The sequence below is a fragment of the Streptomyces sp. NBC_01255 genome, assembly GCF_036226445.1.
Classification (GTDB): domain Bacteria; phylum Actinomycetota; class Actinomycetes; order Streptomycetales; family Streptomycetaceae; genus Streptomyces.
Genome location: NZ_CP108474.1, coordinates 4,021,237 through 4,044,348 on the forward strand (window position 1 = coordinate 4,021,237; position 23,112 = coordinate 4,044,348).

The window sequence follows — 23,112 nt, forward strand, 5'->3', positions numbered from 1 at the left end:
AAACCATCTGCTAACGTCTCTCCTGTTGCCGCCGCCGAACAGGAGAGAAGCTCATGTCCACGCCTGCCAGCACCTCCCGCCCACTCGCCCTCGGTGTCCTCGCCACGAGCATGCTGATGACGGTCCTCGACGGCAGCATCGTCACCGTCGCGATGCCCGCCATCCAGAGCGACCTCGGCTTCACCCCCGTCGGCCTCAGCTGGGTCGTCAACGCCTACCTCATCGCGTTCGGCTCGCTCCTCCTCCTCGCCGGCCGCCTCGGCGACCTCATCGGCCGCAAGCGGATGTTCCTCCTCGGCACGGGCCTCTTCACCGCCGCCTCGCTCCTCGCCGGCGCCGCCACCTCCCCCGAGGTCCTGATCGCCGCCCGCTTCCTCCAGGGCGTCGGCAGCGCGATGTCCGCCGCCGTCAGCCTCGGCATCCTCGTCACCCTCTTCGCCGAACCCCGCGAACGCGCCAAGGCCATCGCCGTGTTCAGCTTCACCGGCGCCGCCGGCGCCTCCCTCGGCCAGGTCCTGGGCGGAGTCCTCACCGACGCCCTCGCCTGGAACTGGATCTTCTTCATCAATCTCCCCATCGGCGTCGCCGCCCTCCTGCTCGCCCTCCCCGCCCTGCCCGCCGACCGCGGCCTCGGCCTGAAGGCCGGCGCGGACGTCATCGGCGCGCTGCTCGTCACCTCCGGCCTGATGGCCGGGATCTACGCCGTCGTCACCATCGAGGAGTACGGAGCCGGTTCGGCGCACACCCTCGGCTTCGGCGCCCTCGCCGTCGCCCTCCTGGCCGGCTTCCTCGTCCGCCAGACGAAGGCCGCCAACCCGCTCATGCCCCTGCGGATCCTCCGCTCCCGCAGCGTCTCCGGCGCCAACCTGGTCCAGATGCTGATGGTCGCCGCGCTCTTCTCCTTCCAGATCCTCGTCGCCCTCTACCTGCAGAAGGTCCGCGGCTACGGCGCCGCCGAGACCGGCCTCGCGATGCTGCCCGCCGCCGCCGTCATCGGCGTCGTCTCCCTCGGGGTCTCGGCCCGCCTCATCGCCCGCTTCGGCGAGCGGAACATCCTCCTCACCGGCCTCCTCCTGCTCGTCGGCGTCCTCGGCCTGCTGACCCGCCTCCCCGTCGACGCGAACTACGCCACCGACCTGCTCCCCGTGATGCTGCTCGCCGCCGGCTTCGGCCTCGCGCTCCCCGCCCTCACCTCGCTCGCCATGTCCGGCGCCGAGGAGAAGGACGCGGGCCTGGCCTCCGGCCTCTTCAACACCACCCAGCAGATCGGCATGGCCCTCGGCATCGCGGTCCTCTCCACCCTCGCCGCCTCCCGCACCGAGTCCCTCACGGAGGCCGGCCGGTCCACCGCCGAGGCCCTGACCGGCGGCTACCACCTGGCCTTCGCCGTCGGCACCGCGCTCGTCCTCGCCGCCCTGGCCGTCGCCTTCACCGTCCTGCGCCCCGCCCGGAACCAGCCGGAGGCACGGAAGTCCGAGCGCGTACTCACCACGCTGTGACAATGACGCCATGAGAGCCGACCGCCTCGTCGCCGCCCTGCTCTTCCTCCAGACCAGGCACCGCGTCACCGCCGCCGAACTCGCCGCAGAACTGGACGTGTCCGAAAGGACCGCCCGCCGGGACCTCGAAGCGCTCGCGAGCGCCGGGGTCCCGGTCCGTTCCCAGGCGGGCGTGGGCGGCGGCTGGTCGTTGGTCGGCGGCGCCCGTACCGATCTGACGGGCCTCACCGCCCCCGAGGTCCGCGCCCTGTTCCTCCTGATCGACAAGACGCCCACGAGCCCGCAGACCCGGACCGCCCTGCGCAAGCTCGTACGGGCCCTCCCCTCGCCCCTCCGCGCGGGCGCCGAGGCCGCCGCCCGCGCCGGGACCGCCGACGGCACCGACTGGGCCGGCGCCCCCGTCTCGGTCACCGAGGAACCCCGACTGGCCGCTCTCCAGCAGGCCGTGGTCGAGGAACGCGAGCTCACGATCGGGTACGCCCGCCCGGGCCGGGAACCGAGCGAACGGACCGTCCACCCGCTCGGGATCGCCACGAAGACCGGCGTCCACTACCTCGTCGCCGGTACGGAGCACGGCCTGCGCGTCTTCCGGGTCGGCCGGATCACCTCCGTGACCGAGACGGGCGCCCCCGCCGTCCGCCCCGAGGACTTCGACCTCCCCACCGCCTGGCGCGCGCTCGCCGCCCGCATGGAGGACCGCATGGTCGCCGCGACGGTCCGCGGCAGAGCCGCCCCGGGCACGGAGTCCGTCCTCGAAGGACTCGTCGAAGGGCGGATACGGTACGGGGAACGCGCCCCGGACGGCTGGGCGTCCATCGAGATCGACGGACCCTCGCCCGAGGTCGTCGCCGCCCGACTCGCGGGCCTGGGAGCCCGCGTGGAACTCCTCGACCCACCCGGGGCCCGCACGGCACTCGCCCGCATCGGCGCCGAACTCACCGCGCTGTACGGGAATCCACCGTCGGCACCGTCCCCAGACACTCCGGAAGCTCCTCCGAGTGCACCAGCGCCAGCCGCGACACGGCCCGGGTGAGCACCACGTACAACCGGTTCGCGCCGCGCGCCTCGGCCGCCGCGATCGCGGCCGGTTCGACCACGACGACATGGTCGAACTCCAGCCCCTTGACCGCCGTCGCGGGCAGTACGGTCACCCGCTCGCCCGCGCCCGCCTCCGCCCCGCAGCCGCGCACCGCCTCCCCCACCTCCCCGACGAGACCGTCGGCCGTGATCACCCCCACCGAGCCCTCCGTCGCGAGCGCGGCGCGCACGGCCTCGCGGGTCGCGGCCAGGAGGTCCGCCGTCTCCGTCGCCCGATGGACCGTCACCTCGCCGTCGGTACGGACCGACCGGCCCGCCGGCACGTCCGCGCCCAGGTGCGGCAGGAGCCGGTTGGCGAGGTCCACGATCGCCGCGGGCACGCGGTAGCCGAGGGTCAGCGGCACCACCGGCGCCTCGGCCCTGCCCAGGTGGGCCAGTTGCTCGCGCCAGTCGCGGGCCGCCCACGGCGCGGTGCCCTGGGCGAGGTCCCCGAGGACGGTGAGCGAGCCGAAGGCGGTCCGGCGTGCGATCGCCCTGCACTGCATGGGCGAGAGGTCCTGGGCTTCGTCGACGACGACGTGGCCGTAGCTCTCGGGGCGCTCGATCAGCCCCGCCAGCTCGTCGAGGAGGACGAGATCGGCGGCGGTCCACCGCGCCGAGCGGTACGACCGCGGCGGCCGCGCCCAGCGGATCGCCGCCGACTCGCCCTCCGTCAGCCCACCGCCCGTCAGCCCACCGCCAGAGGCCGAGAGCGCCACCGGGTCCGGGTCCGTCAGCACCTCCGCGAGCACCTCCTCCGGTGTCGTCCTCGGCCAGCACGCGTCGAGGAAGGCGGTCACCGCCCCGGCCCGTTCGACGCGCCGCACCCAGGCCGCGCCCACCGCCCCCGACCGGCGTTCGGCCCGGAGCTGGAGGGCCCTGACGACCCGGGCGCGGACCCGCTCGCGCCCCGTGGCGTAGGGCGGCGCCTCCTCCCGTACCGCCTCGACGATCGCGGCGAGCTCGGCGGCCGGCAGCCGCCAGTGGTACGAGCCGTCGGGGACGGCCAGGTCGCCCGGCGGGACCGGGTCGACCCTGCCGTACAGCGCGCGGTGCAGCACCCCCGCCATGCGGGCGTCGTGCTTGACCCGGGCCGCCGCCTCCCCGTCCTCGGCCCGGACCGGGTGGCGGGCGAGCTCCTCGTCGAGGGTGGCCTGCCGGACGCCGGTCTCGCCGAGCGAGGGCAGCACCTCGGCGATGTACGACAGGAAGGCGCGGTGCGGGCCGAGGACGAGGAGGCCGGAGCGGCGGATCCGCTGGGGATGGCTGTAGAGGAGGTACGCGGCCCGGTGCAGGCCGACGGCGGTCTTGCCGGTGCCGGGCGCGCCCTGCACGCACAGCGAGGCGGCCGGGTCGGAGCGTACGAGGTCGTCCTGTTCGGGCTGGATGGTGGCGGCGATGTCCCGCATGGGGCCGACCCTGGGTCGCTCGATCTCCCCGGCGACGAGCGCGCTCACCGCCTCCCCCGTCCCGCCGTCCGCGAGGCGTTCGTCCTCCAGGGCGGTCAGATCCTCCGTGGCGCCCCGGTTGTGCGGGGCCCAGCCGAAGCGGCGGCGCCGGAGGACGCCCTGCGGGTCGTGGGCGCCCGCCTGGTAGTAGGCGCGGGAGACGGGGGCGCGCCAGTCGACGACGAGCGGCGGGGCGGAGGGGTCCTCGGCGATCCGGCGGCGGCCGATGTGGTGGGTCTGGCCGTCCTCGCGGTCGAGGCGGCCGAAGAACAGCGGGCCCGGCGGCTGTTCGCCCATCTCCTTGGCGCGGCTGCGGAGGTGGAAGCCGAGGGCCTCGGCGTCGGCGCCGGACGCGGCGACGTCCTCGCCGGTCACGACATGTTCGGCGACGTCCTCGGTCATCCGGGTCAGGGCGGCGCGGCAGGCGTCGTGGTGGGCGCGTTCACGGGCGAGCTCAAGGTCCAGTGACGTCATTCCGACAAGACTAACGGAAAACGTTACCGAGTTACATTTTTAACCGACTCGCAGAAGGGGTCAGTACGGAAGCCCCTCCCGCAGCGCCCGGAACGTCCGCCCGGCCGCCGCCACCGCGTCCGCCGCCACCTCCCCGGCCGTCTCACCGCCCGCGATCCGGGCCGTGTTCTCCTCGGCGAGGACCCGCAGCACCGCCACGATCTGCCCGGCCGCGACCCGCGCGTCCAGCGGATCGCCGCCGAGGGCGTCCGCGAGGGCCGCCTCCGACCGCGCCCGGTACGCGTGGAGGCGCGCGACCAGGGCCGGCGTGCCGTACAGGAGCCGGTGGTACGCGAGCACGGCCGGGTGGTCACAGAGGCCGGTCACCGGGTCCTGCCGCCCGAGGCCGTCGAGCACGTGCGCGTACAGCGCGTCGAGCGGCGCGGTCCCGGCCAGGCGCCCCGCGGCCACGACCCGGGCGGCCTCGTCCTCGTGGTCCGCGAACCGGTGGAGGACGAGGTCCTCCTTGGCCGGGAAGTACCGGAAGAGGGTCGGCTTCGACACCTCGGCGGCGGCGGCCACCTCCGCGACCGAGACCGCGTCGAAGCCCTTCTCCAGGAAGAGCGCGACGGCGGCGTCCGACAGGGCCTGCCGGGTGCGCTCCTTCTTCCGTTCGCGCAGCCCGGGGGTTGCGGCAGAGCCGGCGCCGGCAGCAGAGCCGTCGCCGGGGTCCCGGCTCATGACGCGCTCCCGTCCACCAGCACCGCGACACCGTCCAGGATCCGGTCGAGGCCGAAGCGGAACTCGGCCTCGGGCTCGTCCGCGACGTCCAGTACGCCCGAGTCCAGCAAGCGCCCCACCGCCGGGTACTTCTCCGGGTCCGCGAGCCGCCTCAGGGTGCGGCCGTAGCGGGCGAGGACCTCCTCCGGGCTGCCGTCGCCCGCCGCCATCGCGGCGGCGAGGTCGGCGGTCATCAGGGCCTCGTTCTTCACGAACCCGGCGACGAGCAGGGTCACCGAGATCTTGGCGCCCTCGTCGAGGCCCGTGTCCGCCATGGCGACGAGGGCCTTCTCCCACCAGGCGACCATGTGCGGGGTCGCGGGCGGCCCGAAGACGGGGACCCGCAGCATCCAGAGGTTGCGGTGGTAGACCTCGCGCATCCCCCAGGCCCACGCCCCCATCGCCTCGCGCCAGCCCGTGCCGGGCGGGAAGAGCTCGGGTGGGGCGCCCGTCGCGGCCTCCTGCATGAGGACGTACAGCTCGCTCTTGGCGGAGACGTACCGGTAGAGCGACATGGGCGAGACGCCGAGCTCCTTGGCGACCCGGCCCATGGAGACGGCGTCGAGCCCCTCGGCCGAGGCGAGGGAGACGGCAGCGCCGACGATCCGGTCCAGTGTCAGGCCGGGCTTGGGCCCCTTCGAGGGGCGCTCCCGCAGCCCCCAAGCCGCCTCGATGCTCGGCGGCAGGAAGGTCCCGCCGTCGTCCCCGCCGTTACCGCCGTCGCCGCCCGCCATGACCCGCCGCCTCCGCACCTCGCACACGTCCCACGCTTGACGCCCATCCTAGTAATGCGTAACCCTTACACAGTGACGCGTATGACATACGCAGTACGCGACATCGGTCGTGTCACGGCGCCTCGCCGCGACCCCATGAGCCCAGGGAGCACGCCATGCCACCTCCGGCCGTCGAAGCCATCGGCCTGACCAAGACCTACGGAGGCGTACGCGTCCTCGACGCGCTCGACCTCCATGTCGCACCCGGCACGGTCTTCGCCCTCCTCGGCCCCAACGGCGCCGGGAAGACCACCACCGTCCGCATCCTCGCCACCCTCGCCACGCCCGACGCCGGGCACGCGCGCGTGGCCGGGCACGACGTCGTCACCGCGCGCTCCCGGGTCCGCCACGCGATCAGCCTCACCGGACAGTTCGCCGCCGTCGACGAGACCCAGACCGGCGCCGAGAACCTGTGGACGGCGGCCCGGCTCTCCAGCCTCTCCCGGCCCGCCGCCGCGCGCCGCGCCGGCGAACTCCTCGAACGCTTCGGCCTCGCCGACGCCGGCGGCCGGCTGACCAGGACGTACTCGGGCGGCATGCGCCGCCGCCTCGACCTGGCCGCCGGACTCGTCCGCGACCCCGGCGCGACCCGCGTGATGTTCCTCGACGAACCGACCACCGGCCTCGACCCGCGCAGCCGGCAGGAACTGTGGGAGGTGGTCCGCGAACTCTCCGCGAGCGGTACGACGGTCTTCCTGACCACCCAGTACCTGGAGGAGGCCGACCGGCTCGCCGACCACATCGCCGTCCTCGGCAACGGCCGCACCCTCGCCGAGGGCACCCCCACCGAACTCAAGGCCCGGTACGCCGCCCACCGCCTCGACGTCGTCGCGTCCGACCAGGAGGGTTACGTACGGCTCGCCGCCCGCGCCGCGCAAGCCGGCTGCACCTCCGCGACCCACGACCCCGCGTCCCGCACGCTCGGCGTCCCCACCGACGGCAGCGCCGTCCACGTCCGCGAACTGCTCGACGCACTCGACCCCGAGCGCCGGGACATCGCCCGCTTCACCCTGCACACGGCCACGCTCGACGACGTCTTCCTGACCCTCACCGCCGACAAGGAGCTCACCCGTGCCTGACGCGCTCACCGCCGCGAGCACCCTCGCCGGGCGCGGCATCCGACTCAGCCGCCGCAACCTCGACGCCGTCATCACCTCGATGATGATGCCGATCATGCTGATGCTGGTCTTCGTCTACTTCTTCGGCGGAGCCATCGACACCGGCACCCGGTACGTCACCTACGTCGTCCCCGGCGTGCTCGTCCTCTGCGCCGGATTCGGCGCGGCGAGCACCGCCGTCACCGTCAGCGAGGACATGCGGCGCGGGGTCGTCGACCGGTTCCGCACGCTCGACGTCGGCGGAACGCCGTTCCTCGCCGGGCACGTCGCGGCCACCGTCACCCGCAACGCCCTCTCCACCACCCTCGTCCTCGGCGCGGCCTTCGTCATCGGCTTCCGCCCGACCGGCACACCGGGCGGCTGGCTCGCGGCGATCGGGCTGCTGCTCGCCTGGATCACCGCCGTCTCCTGGCTCTCGGCGGCCCTCGGGCTCGTCACCAGGACGGCGGAGGCCGCCGGCGCGATCACCTTCTTCATGATGTTCCTGCCGTACCCGAGCAGCGCGTTCGTGCCGATCGACACCATGCCGAGCTGGCTGCACGGCTTCGCCGAGCACCAGCCGGTGACCCCGCTCATCGAGTCGATGCGCGGCCTGCTGCTCGACCAGCCGGTCGGCGACGCCCCGTGGGTGGCGCTGGGCTGGTGCGCGGCCCTGCTCACCCTGGCGCTCGCCGCCTCCGGCTTCCTCTTCCGCCTCCGGACCCGCTGAGGCCGGAAAACGTCAGAAGACGACGTCAGAAGATGTCGGGCGAGAACGGCCGCAGCGGCGTACGGAACAGCAGGTCCGCACGGGCGGCCGCGCCCGGCGTGAGCTCCTCGACGCGCCCGGCCCGGGCCAGTCGTACCGCCGACTCGTCACCGAAGGCGAGCGTGCCCAACTCGGCGATGTCGAAGGCGAGATCCGCGGATTCGGCAGGGGTACGGACACAGGTCGCGCCCGCCGGGGAGGCGTCGAGGCGGTAGCGCCCGCCCGCCAGACCGTCCGCGTCCCGCAGGTCGAGGACGAGGCTCCCGTCCAGCGGATACGTCCGGCTCTCCAGGACCCGGACGACGTCGAGGACCCGGACCCACAGCATGTCGACGTGCGTCAGCGTCCTCGCCGCGCGCGGGTCCGGCAGGAGCAGCGGCAGCAGGTCGTCCGGCGCCCGGTAGCCGGAGCGGACCGTGCTGATCCAGTCGATCGAGCAGACGTACTGCCAGAGGGCCCGCTCGGCGGCCGGCGTGACGGCGATCAGGTCCCGTACGGACGCGGTGTTCACGGGCTGCTTGGCGTCGTCCCACTTGTCGTCGGCGCTGTAGGCGACGAACCCCTCCACCTCGCCGGACGCGGAGCGGTAGACCGCGTAGAACGGCTCCTTCCACGGGTCGAGCTGGTACCCGAGACCGGTGCCGAGCTCCCAGCCGCGCGTGGTGCGGTCGGTGACCCCGGCGCGAACGCCGGCGAGCCGGCGGTGCAGTGCGGGACCGATCTTGCGGATCTCCGCGCCGTCGGCGAGGTCGATCCGGCCGCCGTCGTCCGGGCGCCCCGTGCGCTTCGGGTCGAGCCCGGCCCGCCCTACGTCGACGCTCCACTCGGTGGACCAGCTGGCCGGGCCGAAGCCGTACCGCCCGTAGATCGGGTACTCGGCGGCGATCAGCGTGGCGATGGCGTCGCCCCGCTCCTTCGCGGCGGCGAGGTCGGCGCTCATCATGCGGCCCAGCAGCCCCTGGCGCCGGTGCGTCGGGGAGACGGTGACCTGGGTGACGGCGTCGGCGGTGAGGCTGCCGCCGCCGACCGTACTGACCTCCTGCCGGAACGACCGGAGGGTGCCGACGATCCGGTCCCGGTCGAAGGCCCCCAGCGTCCGCGCGAGGTCGGCGTTCGCGAGCCGGTCGGCGACCAGGTCGTCCGAGGTGTCGGGCGGTCGGAGGAAGCCCGTCTGCAGGGCGAGAAGCCAGCCGGGGAAGTCGGATTCCGTCACCGCGCGCACGTCGACACTCATCCCCCGACCCTACGCAGCGCCGCACGGACCCCGCACGCGAGTTTCCCGCGACGCCCCGACGTCCCGACGCCCCGCCCCCGCGCCCCCTCAGGCCAGCAGGTCGTCGACCTGTGCCTCGCCCTCCCGGTAGCGGCGGGCGATCTCCCCGCTGCAGTCGTCGGCGGTCCGCTGGAGGCCCTGCCGCCGGCGCGAGATCTGCTGCTCGTACCCCGCGAGCCGCCCCATCGCCGTGTGCAGCTCCTCGTCCGTACGGGCCGTCAGGTCCGACAGCTCGACCTCCGACAGCATCTCGGACGCCAGCCGCCGGTACTCCTCGCCGCGCGGAGTCGACAGCGTCACGTGCCGCGCCGAGGTCCGGTGGCGCGAGGGCACGTCGGCGAGGATCTCGGAGAGCCGGTCGAGGACCGGGGCCTCCGGGTCGGTCCGCCGCGCCAGCTCGGCCCGCAGGATGTCGATCCGCCCCTGGAGCATCCGGCGTACGTAACTCAGGTCGGCCTCGTCGCTCTGCGCCTCCCGGCGCAGCGCGCGCAGCTCGGGCAGCCGCAGCGCGCCGAGGTCCGGCTGCGTCCGGTCCGCCAGGGCCGGCTCTGCGGTCCGCTGCACGGGCGGACGCACGATCGGGCTTCCGCCCATGCCTCCTCCCACGCCTCCTCCAGGGCTTCGTCCCACACTCGCGGCGCGGAACAGCGGTACGGGGCCGGACGGCGTCGGCCCGGTGCCAGGTGCACTCATGTGAATCGTCCCCTCGACCGGTGCGGAGCCGCACCGCCTGACAGGCATCGTGCCACTCCCAGCCGTGCACGTGCAGGCGCTCTGCACCCGTTCGGCCCCCCACTGTTCCCGGCCGGTACGTTGGGACACATGCGAGCTGTGGTGCAGAGAGTGGACGGCGCGAGCGTCGTCGTCGCAGGGGAGACCGTCGGAGAGATCGTCGGCGAGGGGCTGTGCGTCCTGGTCGGGGTGACCCACGACGACACCCCGGAGAAGGCCGCCCAATTGGCCAGAAAGCTCTGGTCCGTCCGGGTGCTCGACGGCGAGAAGTCGTGCTCCGACGTGAACGCGCCGCTGCTGGTGATCTCTCAGTTCACCCTCTACGGAGACGCCCGCAAGGGCCGCCGCCCCACCTGGAACGCCGCCGCCCCCGGCCCGGTCGCCGAGCCCCTCGTCGACGAGGTCGTCGCGCAGCTGCGGAACCTGGGAGCGCACGTGGAAACGGGCCGCTTCGGAGCGGACATGCGCGTCTCGCTCACGAACCACGGCCCGTTCACGGTCCTGCTGGACGTCTAGTCGTCCGTACGCCCCTGCTCCCCTACGGCTCGACGACCGTCTCCTGCGCGGCCGCCGTGTTCCCGACGATCAGCGGCGCGTCCACCGGGACGTTCCGCTTCACCAGGGCCAGGGCGATCGGCCCCAGCTCGTGGTGGCGGACGGCGGTCGTCACGAAACCGAGCTGCCGGCCCTCCTCCCCGTCGGCGGCCAGCCGGACCGGCGCGCCGTGCGCGGGCAGCAGAACCTCGCTGCCGTCCAGGTGCAGGAAGACCAGGCGGCGCGGCGGCTTCCCCAGGTTCTGCACGCGGGCGACGGTCTCCTGCCCCCGGTAGCAGCCCTTCTGGAGGTGGACGGCGCTGCCGATGAGGCCGACCTCGTGCGGGATGGTCCGGTGGTCGGTCTCGAAGCCGAGCCGCGGCCGGTGCGCCTCGACGCGCAGCGCCTCGTACGCGAGGATCCCGGCGGCCGGGCCGTGCGAGGCGGCGAAGGACTCCAGGCCGGCGCGGGGCAGGAACAGGTCGCGGCCGTGCGGGGTCTCCCGTACGACGGCACCGTCGGGGACCTCGGCGATGGAGCCGGCCGGGAGGTGGACGACCGCAATGTCGTCCGTACGGTCGGCGACCTCGACCCGGTAGAAGAACTTCATCGACTCCAGGTAGGCGACGAGCTCCTCCCGGGTCCCCGGCTCGACGTGCGCCCAGAGCGTCTCGCCGTCGTCGACGAGGTACAGGGCGTGCTCGATGTGCCCGTTCGCGGAGAGGACGAGCGCCTCGGTCGCCTGCCCGGGCGGCAGGTCGGTCATGTGCTGGGTGACGAGCAGGTGCAGCCAGCTCAGCCGGTCGTCGCCGGTGACGGCGACTACACCGCGGTGGGAGAGGTCGACGAAACCGGAGCCGTCGGCGAGGGCGCGCTGCTCGCGGAACAGATCGCCGTAGTGGGCGGCGACGCCTTCGTCGCGGCCTTCGGCGGCAACGGCGCCGGGCAGGGCCAGCAGTGGGCTGATCGTTGAATGTCGCTGCATAGGAGCCAGCCTACGACTCGGCGTCGGCGGCCTTCCTGGCACACTCGGCGCAGCGGCCGAAGATGGCGAAGTGCTTCATGTCCGTCTCGAAGCCGAAGGCCTCGCGGAGCTTCCCGGTGAACTCGGCGGCCACCTCGACGTCCGCCTCGATGACGCCGGAGCAGTCCCGGCAGACCAGGTGCAGATGGTGGTGCCGGTCGGCGAGGTGGTACGTGGGAGCCCCGTGCCCCAGATGGGCGTGGCTCACGAGCCCGAGCTCCTCCAGGAGCTCCAGGGTCCGGTACACGGTGGAGATGTTCACCCCGGACGCGGTCCTGCGGACCTCGACCAGGATCTCGTCGGGCGTCGCGTGCTCCAGCGCGTCGACGGCCTCCAGGACGAGCTGGCGCTGCGGCGTCAGCCGGTAGCCGCGCTGCCGCAGGTCGCTCTTCCAGTCCGTGGTCACCACGCCCCCCAGTTTGACATCCCCCGCCCCGTGCACGGGGCGGACTCCCTACTCAGGTCGCATGCGGCCTGGTGGGTGATTGACGCTTCGCAGACCGGGTGTCCCCGAGGTCTCCACGTCCTGACACCGCCTGCCCGGCGGCGTGATCGATGTTACGTCCCGCGTTGGTGTCCGCGTTGGCCTCAAACCCGCAGTCGGGGTTCTTGCACACGAAGCAGGCCTGGGTTTCCCGGTTGTCGGGGGTGATGCGGCCGCAGACGGAGCAACGCCTTGAGGTGTCGGGGGCGGGGACCTTGACCACGATGCCACCGCGGTCGGCGGCCTTGTACTCCAGCATGGTCACCGTGCGGCCCCACGCCTCGCCGGCGATCGCCCGGCTCAGCCCGGCCTTCTGTCGGACATTCCTCCCGGGGGCTTCCACGGTCCCTCTGGCGGACTTGACCATGCGGGTGATGGACAGGTCTTCCACCCCGATCCGCGAGAACGTCTCGGCGATGCCGGTGGTGGTCTTGTGCTGCCAGTCGACCGCTCGACGCTTGGCTGTCGCACGGAGCTGGGCGATCTGGTTGTACGTACGCGTGAGGCGGCGCGAGTCCCCCACGCCGGGCTTGCGATCCCGGCGCCTCCGCTCCCTGGCCTTCTCCAGTCGGCGCAGCCGCTTCGTCTCACCCTCGGTGAGCCAGTGGCCGTGTTCGCGGAAGGTGCCGTCGGACAGGGCGAGGGGCTTGGCGATGCCCCGGTCGATGCCCACGGTCGGGCCGGTGTGCCCAGCCGGTTCGGGTACCTCGCGCTGGACGCGGAAGACGACGTACCAGCCGTCCGCCTCCTTCACCAGTCGGGCCCCGGAAACCCGGTTTCCCTTGTCGGCACGCTTGCCGACGGGAAGATCCCTGGTCCAGCGGAACAGCACGTGCCCGATCTTCGGCGCCCACATACGCCCCCACCGACGGTTCAGGCGCACGATCTGGAGGTCGCGGCCCTGCGGGATGTCGATGGCCATGCGCGAGCGGAAGCGGCCCTTGAAGGCCGGGGCCTGGGCGCGGCCCTCCCAGCAGTTCTTCCACGCCTGAAAGTACGTCTTCAGCACAGCCTGCGCCGCTTGAGCGGGCAGGACGCCGAGCCAGGGAAGATCCTTACGGCCCTGCCGGATCGCCATATCAGCGGCGGCAAGACTACGACACCCCTTGGGAAGCATCGTCCACCAGTCGTGCACGAGGTTCCACAAAGCGCGGGCCGCATGCCCCTGATCCTCAGCCGCCGATGCCTGAGCCGGGGTGAGGCAGAGCCGCGCCTTGTGACCACGCTGCCGTTTCAACACCCCTCCCGATCCCGCCCGCGGACCATGCTGACGAATCGATGGCCGGGGCACACCCGGCTCACCCATAACCGCAACGCTACCGGCCACCCCGAACACCGAGCCCTGATGATGGAACTCTTCGCCACACTGGCCGCAATCCGCACGTTCATGCGACTTTCTGCCATCAGTTCCGACGTCGAGTGAACAGCAATACCCCCGGCCGAAAGGTGACAGCCCCAGCCCGCGCTTGTGGCGTGCGGGTGGTTCGGACAGTCTGAATCCGTGAACCTTTGATCTTCGCGTGAGTAACGCGCGAGGGCCTGCCGGCAATAGCCGGCAGGCCCTCGGAAAGAGCGGTTGCCCAGGCCTTACCGGAAGAAGGCGATGCCGTCGTCCGGCAGGTCGCCGAGGTTGCGGGCCATCTCCGCGACCTCCTCGGGCGTCACGACCTTCTTCAGGTGCGCCGACATGTAGGGGCGGAGCGGGACCTCGGGGGTCGCCTTCTCGCCGACCCACATGAGGTCGCTCTTCACGTAGCCGTAGAGGCGCTTGCCACCGCTGTACGGGCCCGAGGCCGCAGTCCGGGCGACGGCGTCCGTCGCGAGGTCGATCTGCGGCTTCTGGTCGGCGAGCTCGCCGTACCAGATCTCGACGATGCCCTCGTCGCGGACCATGACGATCTCGACCTTGCGGTCCTTGTCGATGCGCCAGTAGCCGCTCTCGCTCTCCAGCGGACGGACCTTGTTGCCGTCTTTGTCGAGAACCCAGGAGTGCGAGTGGTACTCGAGGAAGTCCCGGCCGTCGTGGCTGAACGTCACGGACTGGCCGAAGTTGCACTTCTCGGCGCCGGGGAAGTCGGAGACGCCCGCGCCCTCCCACGTACCGAGCAGGAACGCGAGGGGGACGAGGTCCGGATTGAGGTCGGACGGGATCTCGATCATGAGCAGCTCTGGCGTTCTCTAGAAGTGGTTAGCGCTGGCCCTGGTACAGCTTCTTCACGGCCAGTCCGGTGAAGGCGAGCACGCCGACGGCGACGAGGACCAGCAGGACTTCGAAGAAAATGATCACAGGGTGCTCCTCGACTGAGCGGTGAAGGCGGAACGGGCCGGACCCCAGCTTAGTGGGCGGGGGCCCGGCCCACTCTGTGAGGTGGGTCTAGCCGCGTACGGTGACGGCTAGCCGAGCAGCTGCGCCTGGAGGGCGACGGTCTGCTGGAAGGGCACGGCGAGCGTTCCGCCCTTCCGTGTCTGGGTGACCATCGTGAGCGTGTCACCGGCCATGATGTACGCCCACCGGGTCTGCTCCGGGCCGTACGGCTTCTTCTCCTGGTACGTGTACGCGGTCACCTCCGGCACCTGGACGTCACCCGAGGCACCGTCGATGATCTCCGCCTCGGCGACCCCCAGCGGAAGCTCCTCGTCCGTGTCCCCGCTCTTCAGGGACTCGATCCGGAAGCGGTCGGCGTAGGCGACGGAGGTGAACCGCAGCAGGTGGATCCGGGTCGTCGTGCCGTCCGGCGTCGTCCAGCCCCGGGCCGCGATGTGGCGCAGGGCCGTGTCGCCGAGGGCGACCTTCAGCCGCGCGCGCTCCTCCTTCCCGTAGCCCGCGAGGTAGGCGTCCTCGGACACCCAGCCGCCGGTGAGCTTCGGGTCGACGGTGGCGCCCGCCGGCGCGGGCAGGAGGAGCTGACGCGCGTCGGCGTAGTGGATCTCGCCCTCGTTGCCCGGGGTGAAGGGGCGCGGCCGGTCCGCCGGGAGGGCGGGCAGCCGGAGCCGCGGGTACTCCCAGCGGCCGTCGCTCTCGGTCGCGAGACCGGGGACGTCGCTCCGGTCGAGCGCGGTGATCCCCATGGCCGTACCGGCGCCGACGCCTCCGCAGACGACGACGGCGGCCGTCCAGCGAGCGACGGCCCACAGGACCCGGCGCGACCGGCCGGGGACGGCGGGGGCGACGGGGACAGGGGAGACGGGGACAGGGGAGACGGCTGCCGGAGCCTCCGGCGCGGGCGCGGGCGCGGGGGCCGGAGCCTCCGGCGCGGGGACGGTCTCCGCCGTCCCGGTCGACTGCTCGGTCATACGTACTCCCCCGGGGACTCGATGTGCCGGAGCTGCTTCTCCAGGAGCTCCGCCACCGCCTTCTTGTCGAACCGGGTGGCTCCGGCCGCCCAGACGGAAACCGCCACCTCGCCGTCGTACGCCGCGCAGGTCACGGCCCGCAGCCGCTCCTCCCACTGCTCCTTGTCCTCGGCGTCCTCCGGCTTGGCGGGATCGGGCACCACCCAGCAGGCGGCGTTCTTCGCGTGGTCCTTGACCCTCGGCCCCTTCGGCATGTCCACGAACTCGGCCAGTTCCTTGTGCAGTTCGAAGAACGCACGGACCGCCTTCTTGTCCTTCATCCGCAGGACGCTCACCTCCACCTGGAGATCGCTGTCCTGCGAGGCGTACGAGCGCATCGCCATGCCCTGGATCCCGAGCGCGTCGATCTGCTTCTCGAACTCGCGGCGCTTCTTGCCGTAGAGGCCCTTGCTCGTCTTCTTGAACAGGGCCTCGGACTCCTTGGCACCCAGTTCGTCGTCGTTGCCGTACCCCTCGATGTCCGAGCCGAGCCAGTACCCCTCGGGGACGGGCAGGAGGAGCTTGCTCAGCGGCGTGGAGGCGCGGCCCTTGGCCAGACCGCTGACCGGGTCCGCGGGGGGTGTCACGGTGGGATCCGCCCACGCCACGGTGGGCGCGGTCCGGTCGGCGCCGTCGACGGTGACGGCCGTGTACGCGACACCGCCGCCGACGGCCCCGAGCACCAGCACGGCGGTCAGTACGTTCGTCAGGAGCCGGCGCGTCCGGCCCGCGGTCTTCTCGGTCACAGGCGCTCCAACTGCCGCTCGGCCAGAGAACGGATGTCCTTCTCGGCGATCTTCTCGGTGTCCGACATGTAGATCACGATCGCGATGTCCCCGTGCTGGACGAAGGCCCGGGCCACGTAGAAGTCCAGGTATCCCGGCTCACGCTCCACCGGGTAGAGGTAGGAGCGGCCGTTGCCGGACCCCTTCACCGTCTCGCCCTCGTAGTTCGCGTTGTCGTCGAAGCCCGCGATGCGCTGCTGGCTCGCCACGTGCTCCGCCGCGCCCGCCTGGGCACCGGACCGGTACTGGATGAGGTCGATCGTGACGGACCGGCGCTCGCCCGACATCCACGACCGCGTCGCGACCCGCCGGATCCCGAGGTCGAGCTGGCGCGTCAGCGCGTTGCTGGGCCGCGTGTACCGGGAGGCGTACGCGTCCAGCGACTCCCACCCGTCCTCGCCGTCGGCCCGCGCGCCCTTCGGGCGCGGCAGGAGCAGCTTCCGCAGATCACCGTTGGCCTTCACCTGACGGTCCTCGGCGGCGGAGAGCGGCTCGGGCTCCTCCCCCTTCGGGAGCGGCTTCGGGTAGGCGAGACCCGGCTGGTTCAGCGCGGGCAGTGGTGTCGGTTCGCGCTCGGCCTGGATGCCGTAGCCGGTGGCGGTGCCGCCGACGAGGCCGAGGACGGCGGCGACGGCGATCAGCCCGACCGTACGGAGGGCACGGCGGCGCGGCCGTACGGTCGGCGGTGTGTCCGGAACCACATCCTGCGCGTCGTCCCGCACGGAGACCGGAAGGGTGGGTTCCGGCCCGGTCTCCGGCTCCGACGGCGGTGCCGTATCCGTATTTTGGACACTTTCTTCGATACTCAACAGTCCCCCCACGAGACCTGAAGGGCGGATTCCGTCATCCGCGCACCCAACTGACACGTGAGAGGCACAGGGGGTTGCAGGGCCGCGCATTACAGTTCGGCATATGGCGAAGAAGCTCGTGATCAAGGTGACCGCAGGGGCCGACGCCCCCGAACGCTGCTCCCAGGCCTTCACGGTGGCCGCCGTCGCCGTCGCCAGCGGGGTCGAGGTCTCGCTCTGGCTGACCGGCGAGTCGTCGTGGTTCGCCCTCCCGGGCCGCGCGGCCGAGTTCGAACTGCCGCACGCCGCGCCCCTGCCGGACCTGATCGACTCGGTCCTGGCGGCCGGCCGCGTGACGCTGTGCACGCAGTGCGCGACCCGTCGCGAGATCACGGAGAAGGACGTCCTGGACGGCATCCGCATCGCGGGCGCCCAGGTCTTCGTCCAGGAGGCCATGGCCGACGAGACCCAGGCCCTCGTCTACTGAGGACGACCTGAGGACGACCTGAGGAAGACCTACTTCCGGCGCTTCTTGCCGTCGAGCTCGTCCCACCACTCGTCCGACTGCGCGTCCCCCGAAGGGTCGTCCCACCAGCGGTCCTCCGGACCCCTGCGGTTCGCGATCATCGCGGCGACCGGGGGGATGACCATGGCGACGACGCACATGCCGATCGCCACCGGCATCGAGAAGAGCCGCACGACGGCCCAGGCGCCCACGAAAAGCACCAGGCAGGCGCCCATCAGCCAGAAGTAGACGTGGCGACGGCGTGCGTACACCTCTTCAGCGTACGTCCGGACCCGAGTCCGGGCAGACCGAAGGGCCGTGCCTCAAGTCCTGGAAATGGCGTCCAACCCCCCAGGAGGCACGGCCCTACGGCCGGTATGACGAGGCTTCGCGCCGCGCCGGAATCCGGCGGCCGGAGGCCGGCGCAGCGGCTCGAAGCCTGTGAGGCGCCCCGGCGCCGAGCGGTGCGAGGGGCGCGTCAGAAAATCAGACCGCGATGGCGACCTCCGCGAGGCCACCCTTCTGCGCCACGACCTGGCGGTCGGCGGTGCCGCCCGGGACCAAGGCGCGGACGGTCCAAGTGCCCTCGGCCGCGTAGAAACGGAACTGTCCGGTGGCGGAGGTCGGGACCTCGGCCGTGAACTCGCCGGTCGAGTCCAGGAGGCGGACGTAACCGGTGACGGGCTCGCCGTCCTTGGTCACGAAGCCCTGGATGGTGGTCTCACCGGGCTTGATCGTCGAGGCGTCGGGGCCGCCGGGCTGCGCTCCACACATGGTGTTCTGTCCTTACGGTCGAGGGGTTCCGGAGAAGGGGAGGGAGGTCCGGAGGAGGCTTACTTGTTGGCGCCGAGCTCGATCGGCACGCCGACGAGGGAGCCGTACTCGGTCCACGAGCCGTCGTAGTTCTTGACGTTCGTGACCTCGAGCAGCTCGTGCAGGACGAACCACGTGAGCGCGGAGCGCTCACCGATGCGGCAGTAGGCGATGGTGTCCTTCGCCAGGTCGACCTGCTCGTCCTCGTAGAGGGCCTTGAGCTCGGCGTCCGACTTGAAGGTGCCGTCGTCGTTGGCGTTCTTCGACCAGGGGATGTTGCGGGCGCTCGGCACGTGGCCGGGGCGCTGCGACTGCTCCTGCGGGAGGTGCGCCGGGGCGAGCAGCTTGCCGGAGAACTCGTCGGGCGAGCGGACGTCGACCAGGTTCTGGGCGCCGATCGCGGCCACGACGTCGTCGCGGAACGCGCGGATCGAGGAGTCCTGGGCCTGGGCCTTGTACGCGGTGGCCGGGCGGGCCGGCACGGCGGAGCCGTCGACCAGGTCGCGGGAGTCGAGCTCCCACTTCTTGCGGCCGCCGTCGAGGAGCTTCACGTCCTGGTGGCCGTAGAGCTTGAAGTACCAGTAGGCGTAGGAGGCGAACCAGTTGTTGTTGCCGCCGTAGAGGACGACCGTGGTGTCGTTCCCGATCCCCTTGGCCGAGAGGAGCTTCTCGAAGCCCTCCTGGTCGATGAAGTCACGGCGGACCGGGTCCTGAAGGTCCTGGGTCCAGTCGATCCGGATGGCGTTGCGGATGTGGTTCTTCTCGTAGGCCGAGGTGTCCTCGTCGACCTCGACGATGGCAACCTGCGGGTTGTCGAGGTTGGCCTCGACCCAGTCCGCGTCGACCAGGACGTCGCTGCGAGCCATGCTGTTCTCCTCCGGGGCAGTGTGCGGCGGTGTGGTGCGGTTGGTGCGGGTTTGTGATCCGGTACGCGTCGTCGCGTGGCGTACGACGTGCGTACGGCTGCACAGGTCGGCCCCGACCGCGGTCGAAGGGCCTGAGGGAATACGGGAGTCGGTGCTCCCGCTCAGACTGAGCGACAGAGCATGGCGGCGACGCGGCACAGGTCTACTGCCCGCCGCTTCGTGAGATCCGCCTGTCGCTTCATGCCCTCGATCGTAGGGACGGACAGGCGGCCGTGTCACCGGTGTGTCGTATTTTGAGACGCGATCGTCCGAGATGCGAGACGCGATCACCGTACGAGTCGGCTCCGGACGCCTCCGTGCGGCGGTGTCCGCTTCGGTTTCTGCGGATCGGACGGCGACGTCTCAGCATGTGACCAGGGGCGCCGTCCATGGGCCGATCGGGGCTGGACGGGGCTCGACGGGGGCGTACGAGGGCGCATGAGCGCGCGCGTAGGCGTACGGAGGCGTACGGAGGCGTACGGGAGCGTGCGAGCGCCGCGCAGCGATGGCGCAATGATGGCGCGGTGCCTCTTACGGGCCGCCGTGGGGCGGCCGGCCGGAAGCCCCCGCGCGGTCCGCCCCGTCGTCTCCTCCGGGCCTCAGCCCGCCAGGGCGATGTCCTTGCCCGTCACCGCGACCGCGAGGCCGTCCGGCCTGGCCTCGACCTTCTCCACCTTCATCCCGGCGATCAGCCCGATCGGCCGCTCGAAGTCGGTCCGCTCGCGGACCAGTTGCTCCACACCCGGAATGCCCTCGCCCGGCACCTCGTCCGCGCGGACCTTGATCGTGTCGCCGTTCACCACGGTCACGGTGGACAGGACCGAGCGGGTCAGCGTGCGGCCCATGATCTCGACCCCGCCGGTGACCTTCACCTTCCCGTCGCCGCCGTAGGCGACGGTGGCCTCGCGGTCGGAGGCGGCCGTGAGGTCCGCGTACGAGATGAGGGCGGTGCCGGACGCCGAGCCCGCCCGCGCGCCCGACCAGTCGCCGGTGACGGTCACGTCCCGGAGCGCGGCCGTCAGCTCGCCGATCCGGATCTGCCGACTGCCCGCCGTCGCCTCGACGCCCTTCGCCACCACGTCGACCTCGTCGAACCGCTTGTCCGCGACCTGCGTGAGGAAGGGGAAGCCCTTGATGTCGATCTCGATCGAGTCGCTCTTCGTCCCCGAGAGCTTCACCCGGCTCGCCGCCTCCGACTCGGCGTACGCCACGGCGAGCCGGTCGATCCCGACGAGCACCCCGCCCAGCACGACGGCCACGATCAACAGAATCCGCAGTGCTCGCATGGGTTGTGCGTCTCCCCGATAGACAGAAATGCGACTGGATAAGTGTTCGGCCCCCCGACACGAAGATCGACGTGTCGAGGGGCCGATTGGTTCCCTCTGGGGTCCCGGCCGGACTCAGGTCAGGGCGCGGCCCAGCAGGTAGACGGCGGGCGCGGCGGCCGTCAGCGGCAGCGCGATCCCCGCGGTCATGTGGACGAAGCGCGACGGGTAGTCGTAGCTGGCCACCCGCAGGCCGATCAGCGCGCAGACGCCGGCCGCGAGGCCGATCAGCGCCCCGGAGGTGCCCAGGCCGGTCAGCCCGCCCGCGACGATCCCGGCGCCCGCGCCCGCGAGGAGCGCGACGACCAGGGAGACCGGGCCGGGCAGCGGGAGCGCCCGGGCGACGACGGTCGCGGCGACCGCGATCCCGCCGACGACGACCGCGTCCGGGGCGGCGCCGAGGTGCCCGGCGGCGACGACCGTCAGCGCGGCCGAGGCGATGCCGGCCATCAGGCCGTACATCCGCTCGTCCGGGTCGGCGTGGCTGCGGAGCTGGAGGACGAGACAGAGCAGGACCCAGACGCCGAGCGTGCCCAGGATCGCGGCGGCCGCGTGCTCCCGGCCGGTGGCCAGGAGGGCGGCGTCGGCGACGAGACCGCCGGCGAAGGCGAGGGCGATGCCCTGCCGGGCGGGCCACATGCCGTTGAGCCGGAACCAGCCGGCGGCGGTGAGGCCCTGGAGGAGGACGAGCGGGACGAGCAGCGCGTACGGGCCGAGGGCGGCGCCGCCGGCGAGCAGCAGGCCGAGGACGGCGGTCAGGGCCGCCGGCTGGAGACCGGGCTCGATCACGGGCGAGCGGCCTTCGGCCCGCGCGCGCTGGGCGTCGGTGATCCGGGTGTTGCCGGAGGTGGTCGGCGACGAATAGCCGGCCCCCGCCGCCGCCTCGGCCACGGGAGCGGCGGCCACGGGCTCGGGCGCGTACTCCACCGGTACGGGCGTGTCGTACGCCACGGGAGCCGTGGGAGCCGCCGGAGCCGCCGCGTACTGCTGCTGCTCGTACTGCTGCGGCGGCAGGTACGCCGTGTTGTCGTAGGCGGGCTCGTAGGCGGGCTGCGCGTACGGATCCTGGTACGGCGCCTCGTACGTCACGGGGGGCGGCTGCTGCTGCTGGTGCTGCGGCTGGACCGTGGGCTGGAACTGGGTGTCCCAGGTCTGGCCCTCCCACGTCTGCGTGACATCCGGGACGTGCTGCCCGTTCGCGTACGGGTCGTACTGCTGGTCGTTGCTCATGCTGCTGGGGTTCACCCTCCTGCGAACGGGGGGAGCACCTCGACCGTGCCGCCCTCGGCAAGCCGTACGGTCTCATGGCTCCGGGTGCCGACGGGGTCGCCGTCGATCAGGAACGAGCACCGCCGGAGGACCTGGGCGAGCTCGCCCGGGTGCTTCTCGCGGGCCGCGTCCAGGGCCTCCGCCAGGGTCTCGGCGATGTACGGCTCCTCGGCGACACCGGCGGCGGCCTTGGCCGCGGCCCAGTAGCGGATGGTTCCCGCTGCCATCATTGCCCTCCCAGGATTCTGGTAGCTTGCTGCCGCCCCCGCGTGGGGCCGGTTCGGGCTGGACCGCAACCCTCGGGTTGGAAGCCCGCCGTCTCGGCGGTGGGCGGAGTCACAGCGGCGCTCCCTTCGTTGTGCGCCGGCGTCCATGATGGGCCATACGCGCGTCAACCTGTGGCGCGCGTTAGCCCGACCCACGCGTGAGCCAGTCCCCCAGCCGGGCGAGCAGCTCCTCGTCCGCCGCGTTCTCGGCTGGGGGTCCCCCCACGCCCCCAGGGCGTAGGGGGACCATCCCCGGCTCCAGCCACAGTTCGGCGTCGCCCGCCCCGGCCAGCATCCGCGGGTGGTCGAGCGGGAAGTACGCGTCCCGGTCGCCGTGCACGATCAGCTGGGGGTCCCCCCACGCCCCCAGGGCGTAGGGGGAGGCACCGGCGCGATCAGCGGGACGGCCTCGACGGGCGAGAGGGGTACGGGGTCCCAGGTCCGCCGGTCGATCCGGGTGCGGAGCCCGTAGCGGCCGACCAGCCGGCCCGCGGGGCGGGTGACCACCCAGTGGAGCCGGCGCATCGGGGCCGTGCCCCGGTAGTACCAGCGTGCGGGGGCGGAGACGGCGGCCACCGCGTCCACGCGTCCCTCCGTTCCCCGCTCCAGGGCTGCGTGGCGCAGGACGACGGACCCGCCCATGGAGAAGCCGACCGTCACCACGCGCGCGTGGCCGAGCTCGCGGGCCCAGCGGACGGCGGCGGACAGGTCGAGGACCTCCCGGTCGCCGACGGTGGAGCGGCCGCCGGAGCCGCCGTGCCCGCGGAAGGAGAAGGTGACGACGGCCGCGCCGCGCTCCGCGAAGGCGCGGGCGGCGCGCCGGACGGCGGGCCGGTCGGCCGCCCCGGTGAAGCCGTGGGCGACGACGACGGCCGTACCGGTGACGGCCGTTTCGGTGACACTTGCGGCGGAGGGTTCGTAAACCGCCTCGATGCGGACACCGTCATCCGTACGCAACATCACACGCCGCGGATCACGCGGATGGACGGAAGTGAGCGACGAGACATCCACCATGTGAAATCGGCTCTCTCCCTCTGAACTCATGTGGGCTATTCTGCTGGGCATGAGGATCCGGGCGACGCAGCCCCCGGGTCCTTTTGCGTTTTCCGACCGTTGTTACGGATAGGTGAACAAAAGCTCTCAGGGCGCGAGAGCTTTCAGTGATCTGTACGAAGCAGTG

General features: G+C 72.3%; 25 protein-coding genes and 1 pseudogene. 6 read left to right on the top strand and 20 right to left on the bottom strand.

The genetic code is table 11. From position 1 onward, the window contains the following. Positions 1–53 precede the first annotated feature (53 nt). Both OG357_RS17790 and OG357_RS17795 read left to right on the top strand, forming a co-directional pair. Entirely contained in the window at positions 54–1,499 is a 1,446-nt protein-coding gene (locus tag OG357_RS17790; protein ID WP_329622095.1) for an MFS transporter, read from the top strand. A 10-nt stretch (positions 1,500–1,509) separates the two neighbouring features. Beyond that, entirely contained in the window at positions 1,510–2,532 is a 1,023-nt protein-coding gene (locus OG357_RS17795) for a helix-turn-helix transcriptional regulator (protein WP_329622096.1), read from the top strand. Here OG357_RS17795 and OG357_RS17800 read toward each other — a convergent pair. From OG357_RS17800 to OG357_RS17810, 3 genes are read right to left on the bottom strand one after another with little or no spacing between them, the layout of a single operon-like run. Next, positions 2,435–4,498, bottom strand: coding sequence for a HelD family protein (locus OG357_RS17800; RefSeq protein WP_329622097.1), 2,064 nt, complete (start codon positions 4,496–4,498; stop codon positions 2,435–2,437). The two genes, OG357_RS17795 and OG357_RS17800, sit on opposite strands and share 98 nt — an antisense overlap. Positions 4,499–4,558: 60 nt before the next feature. Next, entirely contained in the window at positions 4,559–5,218 is a 660-nt protein-coding gene (locus tag OG357_RS17805; RefSeq protein ID WP_329622098.1) for a TetR/AcrR family transcriptional regulator, read from the bottom strand. After that, positions 5,215–5,991 (bottom strand): TetR/AcrR family transcriptional regulator, encoded by a 777-nt coding sequence (locus tag OG357_RS17810; RefSeq protein WP_329622099.1) that lies wholly within the window; start codon positions 5,989–5,991, stop codon positions 5,215–5,217. Before OG357_RS17810 ends, OG357_RS17805 begins: the two co-directional genes overlap by 4 nt. A 155-nt stretch (positions 5,992–6,146) precedes the next feature. Here OG357_RS17810 and OG357_RS17815 point away from each other — a divergent pair, with 155 nt between their 5' ends. Then, positions 6,147–7,109 (top strand): ABC transporter ATP-binding protein, encoded by a 963-nt coding sequence (locus tag OG357_RS17815; protein ID WP_329622100.1) that lies wholly within the window; start codon positions 6,147–6,149, stop codon positions 7,107–7,109. Then, a complete protein-coding gene (locus OG357_RS17820) occupies positions 7,102–7,857 on the top strand; it encodes an ABC transporter permease (RefSeq protein WP_329622101.1) in 756 nt (251 codons plus the stop codon). The genes OG357_RS17815 and OG357_RS17820 overlap by 8 nt, the downstream gene beginning before the upstream one ends. 25 nt (positions 7,858–7,882) lie before the next feature. Here the strand turns inward: OG357_RS17820 and OG357_RS17825 are convergent, their stop codons facing one another. Then, on the bottom strand, positions 7,883–9,130 hold the full coding sequence (locus OG357_RS17825) for a GNAT family N-acetyltransferase (RefSeq protein WP_329622102.1): 1,248 nt from the start codon (positions 9,128–9,130) through the stop codon (positions 7,883–7,885). Positions 9,131–9,217: 87 nt separating this feature from the next. Further along, positions 9,218–9,862, bottom strand: coding sequence for an RsiG family protein (locus OG357_RS17830; RefSeq protein ID WP_329622103.1), 645 nt, complete (start codon positions 9,860–9,862; stop codon positions 9,218–9,220). Positions 9,863–9,991: 129 nt separating this feature from the next. Between OG357_RS17830 and dtd the strand changes: the two genes are divergently transcribed. Then, complete coding sequence (gene dtd / locus OG357_RS17835; RefSeq protein ID WP_317597702.1) at positions 9,992–10,417, top strand: D-aminoacyl-tRNA deacylase; 426 nt, start codon at positions 9,992–9,994, stop codon at positions 10,415–10,417. Between the two features lie 22 nt (positions 10,418–10,439). Here the strand turns inward: dtd and ygfZ are convergent, their stop codons facing one another. From ygfZ to OG357_RS17870, 7 genes are all read right to left on the bottom strand, one after another. Beyond that, positions 10,440–11,420 carry a CAF17-like 4Fe-4S cluster assembly/insertion protein YgfZ gene (gene ygfZ, locus OG357_RS17840; RefSeq protein ID WP_329622104.1) on the bottom strand — a complete coding sequence of 327 codons (981 nt, stop codon included), beginning with the start codon at positions 11,418–11,420 and terminating at the stop codon, positions 10,440–10,442. Between the two features lie 10 nt (positions 11,421–11,430). Next, positions 11,431–11,868, bottom strand: coding sequence for a Fur family transcriptional regulator (locus tag OG357_RS17845; RefSeq protein WP_329622105.1), 438 nt, complete (start codon positions 11,866–11,868; stop codon positions 11,431–11,433). A gap of 49 nt (positions 11,869–11,917) precedes the next feature. Next, positions 11,918–13,180: an RNA-guided endonuclease InsQ/TnpB family protein gene (locus OG357_RS17850; RefSeq protein WP_329622106.1), complete on the bottom strand. Its 1,263-nt coding sequence runs from the start codon at positions 13,178–13,180 to the stop codon at positions 11,918–11,920. A 350-nt stretch (positions 13,181–13,530) separates the two neighbouring features. Next, positions 13,531–14,103 (bottom strand): FABP family protein, encoded by a 573-nt coding sequence (locus OG357_RS17855; RefSeq protein ID WP_317597697.1) that lies wholly within the window; start codon positions 14,101–14,103, stop codon positions 13,531–13,533. Between the two features lie 234 nt (positions 14,104–14,337). Then, positions 14,338–15,237: a hypothetical protein gene (locus OG357_RS17860; RefSeq protein WP_329622107.1), complete on the bottom strand. Its 900-nt coding sequence runs from the start codon at positions 15,235–15,237 to the stop codon at positions 14,338–14,340. After that, positions 15,234–16,022 (bottom strand): hypothetical protein, encoded by a 789-nt coding sequence (locus OG357_RS17865; RefSeq protein WP_329622108.1) that lies wholly within the window; start codon positions 16,020–16,022, stop codon positions 15,234–15,236. The genes OG357_RS17860 and OG357_RS17865 overlap by 4 nt, the downstream gene beginning before the upstream one ends. Next, positions 16,019–16,783, bottom strand: coding sequence for a hypothetical protein (locus tag OG357_RS17870; RefSeq protein ID WP_329622109.1), 765 nt, complete (start codon positions 16,781–16,783; stop codon positions 16,019–16,021). The genes OG357_RS17865 and OG357_RS17870 overlap by 4 nt, the downstream gene beginning before the upstream one ends. Positions 16,784–16,973: 190 nt before the next feature. Between OG357_RS17870 and OG357_RS17875 the strand changes: the two genes are divergently transcribed. Beyond that, entirely contained in the window at positions 16,974–17,336 is a 363-nt protein-coding gene (locus tag OG357_RS17875) for a DsrE family protein (RefSeq protein WP_024756301.1), read from the top strand. Positions 17,337–17,365: 29 nt separating this feature from the next. Here the strand turns inward: OG357_RS17875 and OG357_RS17880 are convergent, their stop codons facing one another. From OG357_RS17880 to OG357_RS17910, 8 genes and pseudogenes are all read right to left on the bottom strand, one after another. Continuing rightward, positions 17,366–17,626, bottom strand: coding sequence for a DUF3099 domain-containing protein (locus OG357_RS17880; RefSeq protein WP_329622110.1), 261 nt, complete (start codon positions 17,624–17,626; stop codon positions 17,366–17,368). A gap of 214 nt (positions 17,627–17,840) precedes the next feature. Further along, complete coding sequence (locus tag OG357_RS17885) at positions 17,841–18,128, bottom strand: DUF1416 domain-containing protein (RefSeq protein ID WP_017242395.1); 288 nt, start codon at positions 18,126–18,128, stop codon at positions 17,841–17,843. 59 nt (positions 18,129–18,187) lie between these two features. Then, complete coding sequence (locus tag OG357_RS17890; RefSeq protein WP_329622111.1) at positions 18,188–19,033, bottom strand: sulfurtransferase; 846 nt, start codon at positions 19,031–19,033, stop codon at positions 18,188–18,190. 161 nt (positions 19,034–19,194) lie between these two features. Continuing rightward, positions 19,195–19,275 (bottom strand): putative leader peptide, encoded by an 81-nt coding sequence (locus OG357_RS38850; protein ID WP_350497993.1) that lies wholly within the window; start codon positions 19,273–19,275, stop codon positions 19,195–19,197. A 396-nt stretch (positions 19,276–19,671) separates the two neighbouring features. Next, entirely contained in the window at positions 19,672–20,358 is a 687-nt protein-coding gene (locus OG357_RS17895; RefSeq protein ID WP_317597690.1) for an LmeA family phospholipid-binding protein, read from the bottom strand. A 114-nt stretch (positions 20,359–20,472) separates the two neighbouring features. Next, complete coding sequence (locus tag OG357_RS17900; RefSeq protein WP_329622112.1) at positions 20,473–21,627, bottom strand: hypothetical protein; 1,155 nt, start codon at positions 21,625–21,627, stop codon at positions 20,473–20,475. Between the two features lie 11 nt (positions 21,628–21,638). Beyond that, complete coding sequence (locus OG357_RS17905) at positions 21,639–21,893, bottom strand: MoaD/ThiS family protein (protein WP_329622113.1); 255 nt, start codon at positions 21,891–21,893, stop codon at positions 21,639–21,641. A 181-nt stretch (positions 21,894–22,074) separates the two neighbouring features. Further along, positions 22,075–22,976, bottom strand: a pseudogene (locus tag OG357_RS17910) (alpha/beta fold hydrolase). Between the last annotated feature and the right edge of the window lie 136 nt (positions 22,977–23,112).

Coding starts and splice junctions, on each gene's coding strand:
- OG357_RS17790 (WP_329622095.1), top strand. CDS start 54: ATGTCCACGCCTGCCAGCACCTCCCGCCCACTCGCCCTCGGTGTCCTC.
- OG357_RS17795 (WP_329622096.1), top strand. CDS start 1,510: ATGAGAGCCGACCGCCTCGTCGCCGCCCTGCTCTTCCTCCAGACCAGG.
- OG357_RS17800 (WP_329622097.1), bottom strand. CDS start 4,498: ATGACGTCACTGGACCTTGAGCTCGCCCGTGAACGCGCCCACCACGAC.
- OG357_RS17805 (WP_329622098.1), bottom strand. CDS start 5,218: ATGAGCCGGGACCCCGGCGACGGCTCTGCTGCCGGCGCCGGCTCTGCC.
- OG357_RS17810 (WP_329622099.1), bottom strand. CDS start 5,991: ATGGCGGGCGGCGACGGCGGTAACGGCGGGGACGACGGCGGGACCTTC.
- OG357_RS17815 (WP_329622100.1), top strand. CDS start 6,147: ATGCCACCTCCGGCCGTCGAAGCCATCGGCCTGACCAAGACCTACGGA.
- OG357_RS17825 (WP_329622102.1), bottom strand. CDS start 9,130: ATGAGTGTCGACGTGCGCGCGGTGACGGAATCCGACTTCCCCGGCTGG.
- OG357_RS17830 (WP_329622103.1), bottom strand. CDS start 9,862: ATGAGTGCACCTGGCACCGGGCCGACGCCGTCCGGCCCCGTACCGCTG.
- dtd (WP_317597702.1), top strand. CDS start 9,992: ATGCGAGCTGTGGTGCAGAGAGTGGACGGCGCGAGCGTCGTCGTCGCA.
- ygfZ (WP_329622104.1), bottom strand. CDS start 11,420: ATGCAGCGACATTCAACGATCAGCCCACTGCTGGCCCTGCCCGGCGCC.
- OG357_RS17855 (WP_317597697.1), bottom strand. CDS start 14,103: ATGATCGAGATCCCGTCCGACCTCAATCCGGACCTCGTCCCCCTCGCG.
- OG357_RS17860 (WP_329622107.1), bottom strand. CDS start 15,237: ATGACCGAGCAGTCGACCGGGACGGCGGAGACCGTCCCCGCGCCGGAG.
- OG357_RS17875 (WP_024756301.1), top strand. CDS start 16,974: ATGGCGAAGAAGCTCGTGATCAAGGTGACCGCAGGGGCCGACGCCCCC.
- OG357_RS17885 (WP_017242395.1), bottom strand. CDS start 18,128: ATGTGTGGAGCGCAGCCCGGCGGCCCCGACGCCTCGACGATCAAGCCC.
- OG357_RS17890 (WP_329622111.1), bottom strand. CDS start 19,033: ATGGCTCGCAGCGACGTCCTGGTCGACGCGGACTGGGTCGAGGCCAAC.
- OG357_RS38850 (WP_350497993.1), bottom strand. CDS start 19,275: ATGAAGCGACAGGCGGATCTCACGAAGCGGCGGGCAGTAGACCTGTGC.
- OG357_RS17895 (WP_317597690.1), bottom strand. CDS start 20,358: ATGCGAGCACTGCGGATTCTGTTGATCGTGGCCGTCGTGCTGGGCGGG.
- OG357_RS17900 (WP_329622112.1), bottom strand. CDS start 21,627: ATGAGCAACGACCAGCAGTACGACCCGTACGCGAACGGGCAGCACGTC.
- OG357_RS17905 (WP_329622113.1), bottom strand. CDS start 21,893: ATGGCAGCGGGAACCATCCGCTACTGGGCCGCGGCCAAGGCCGCCGCC.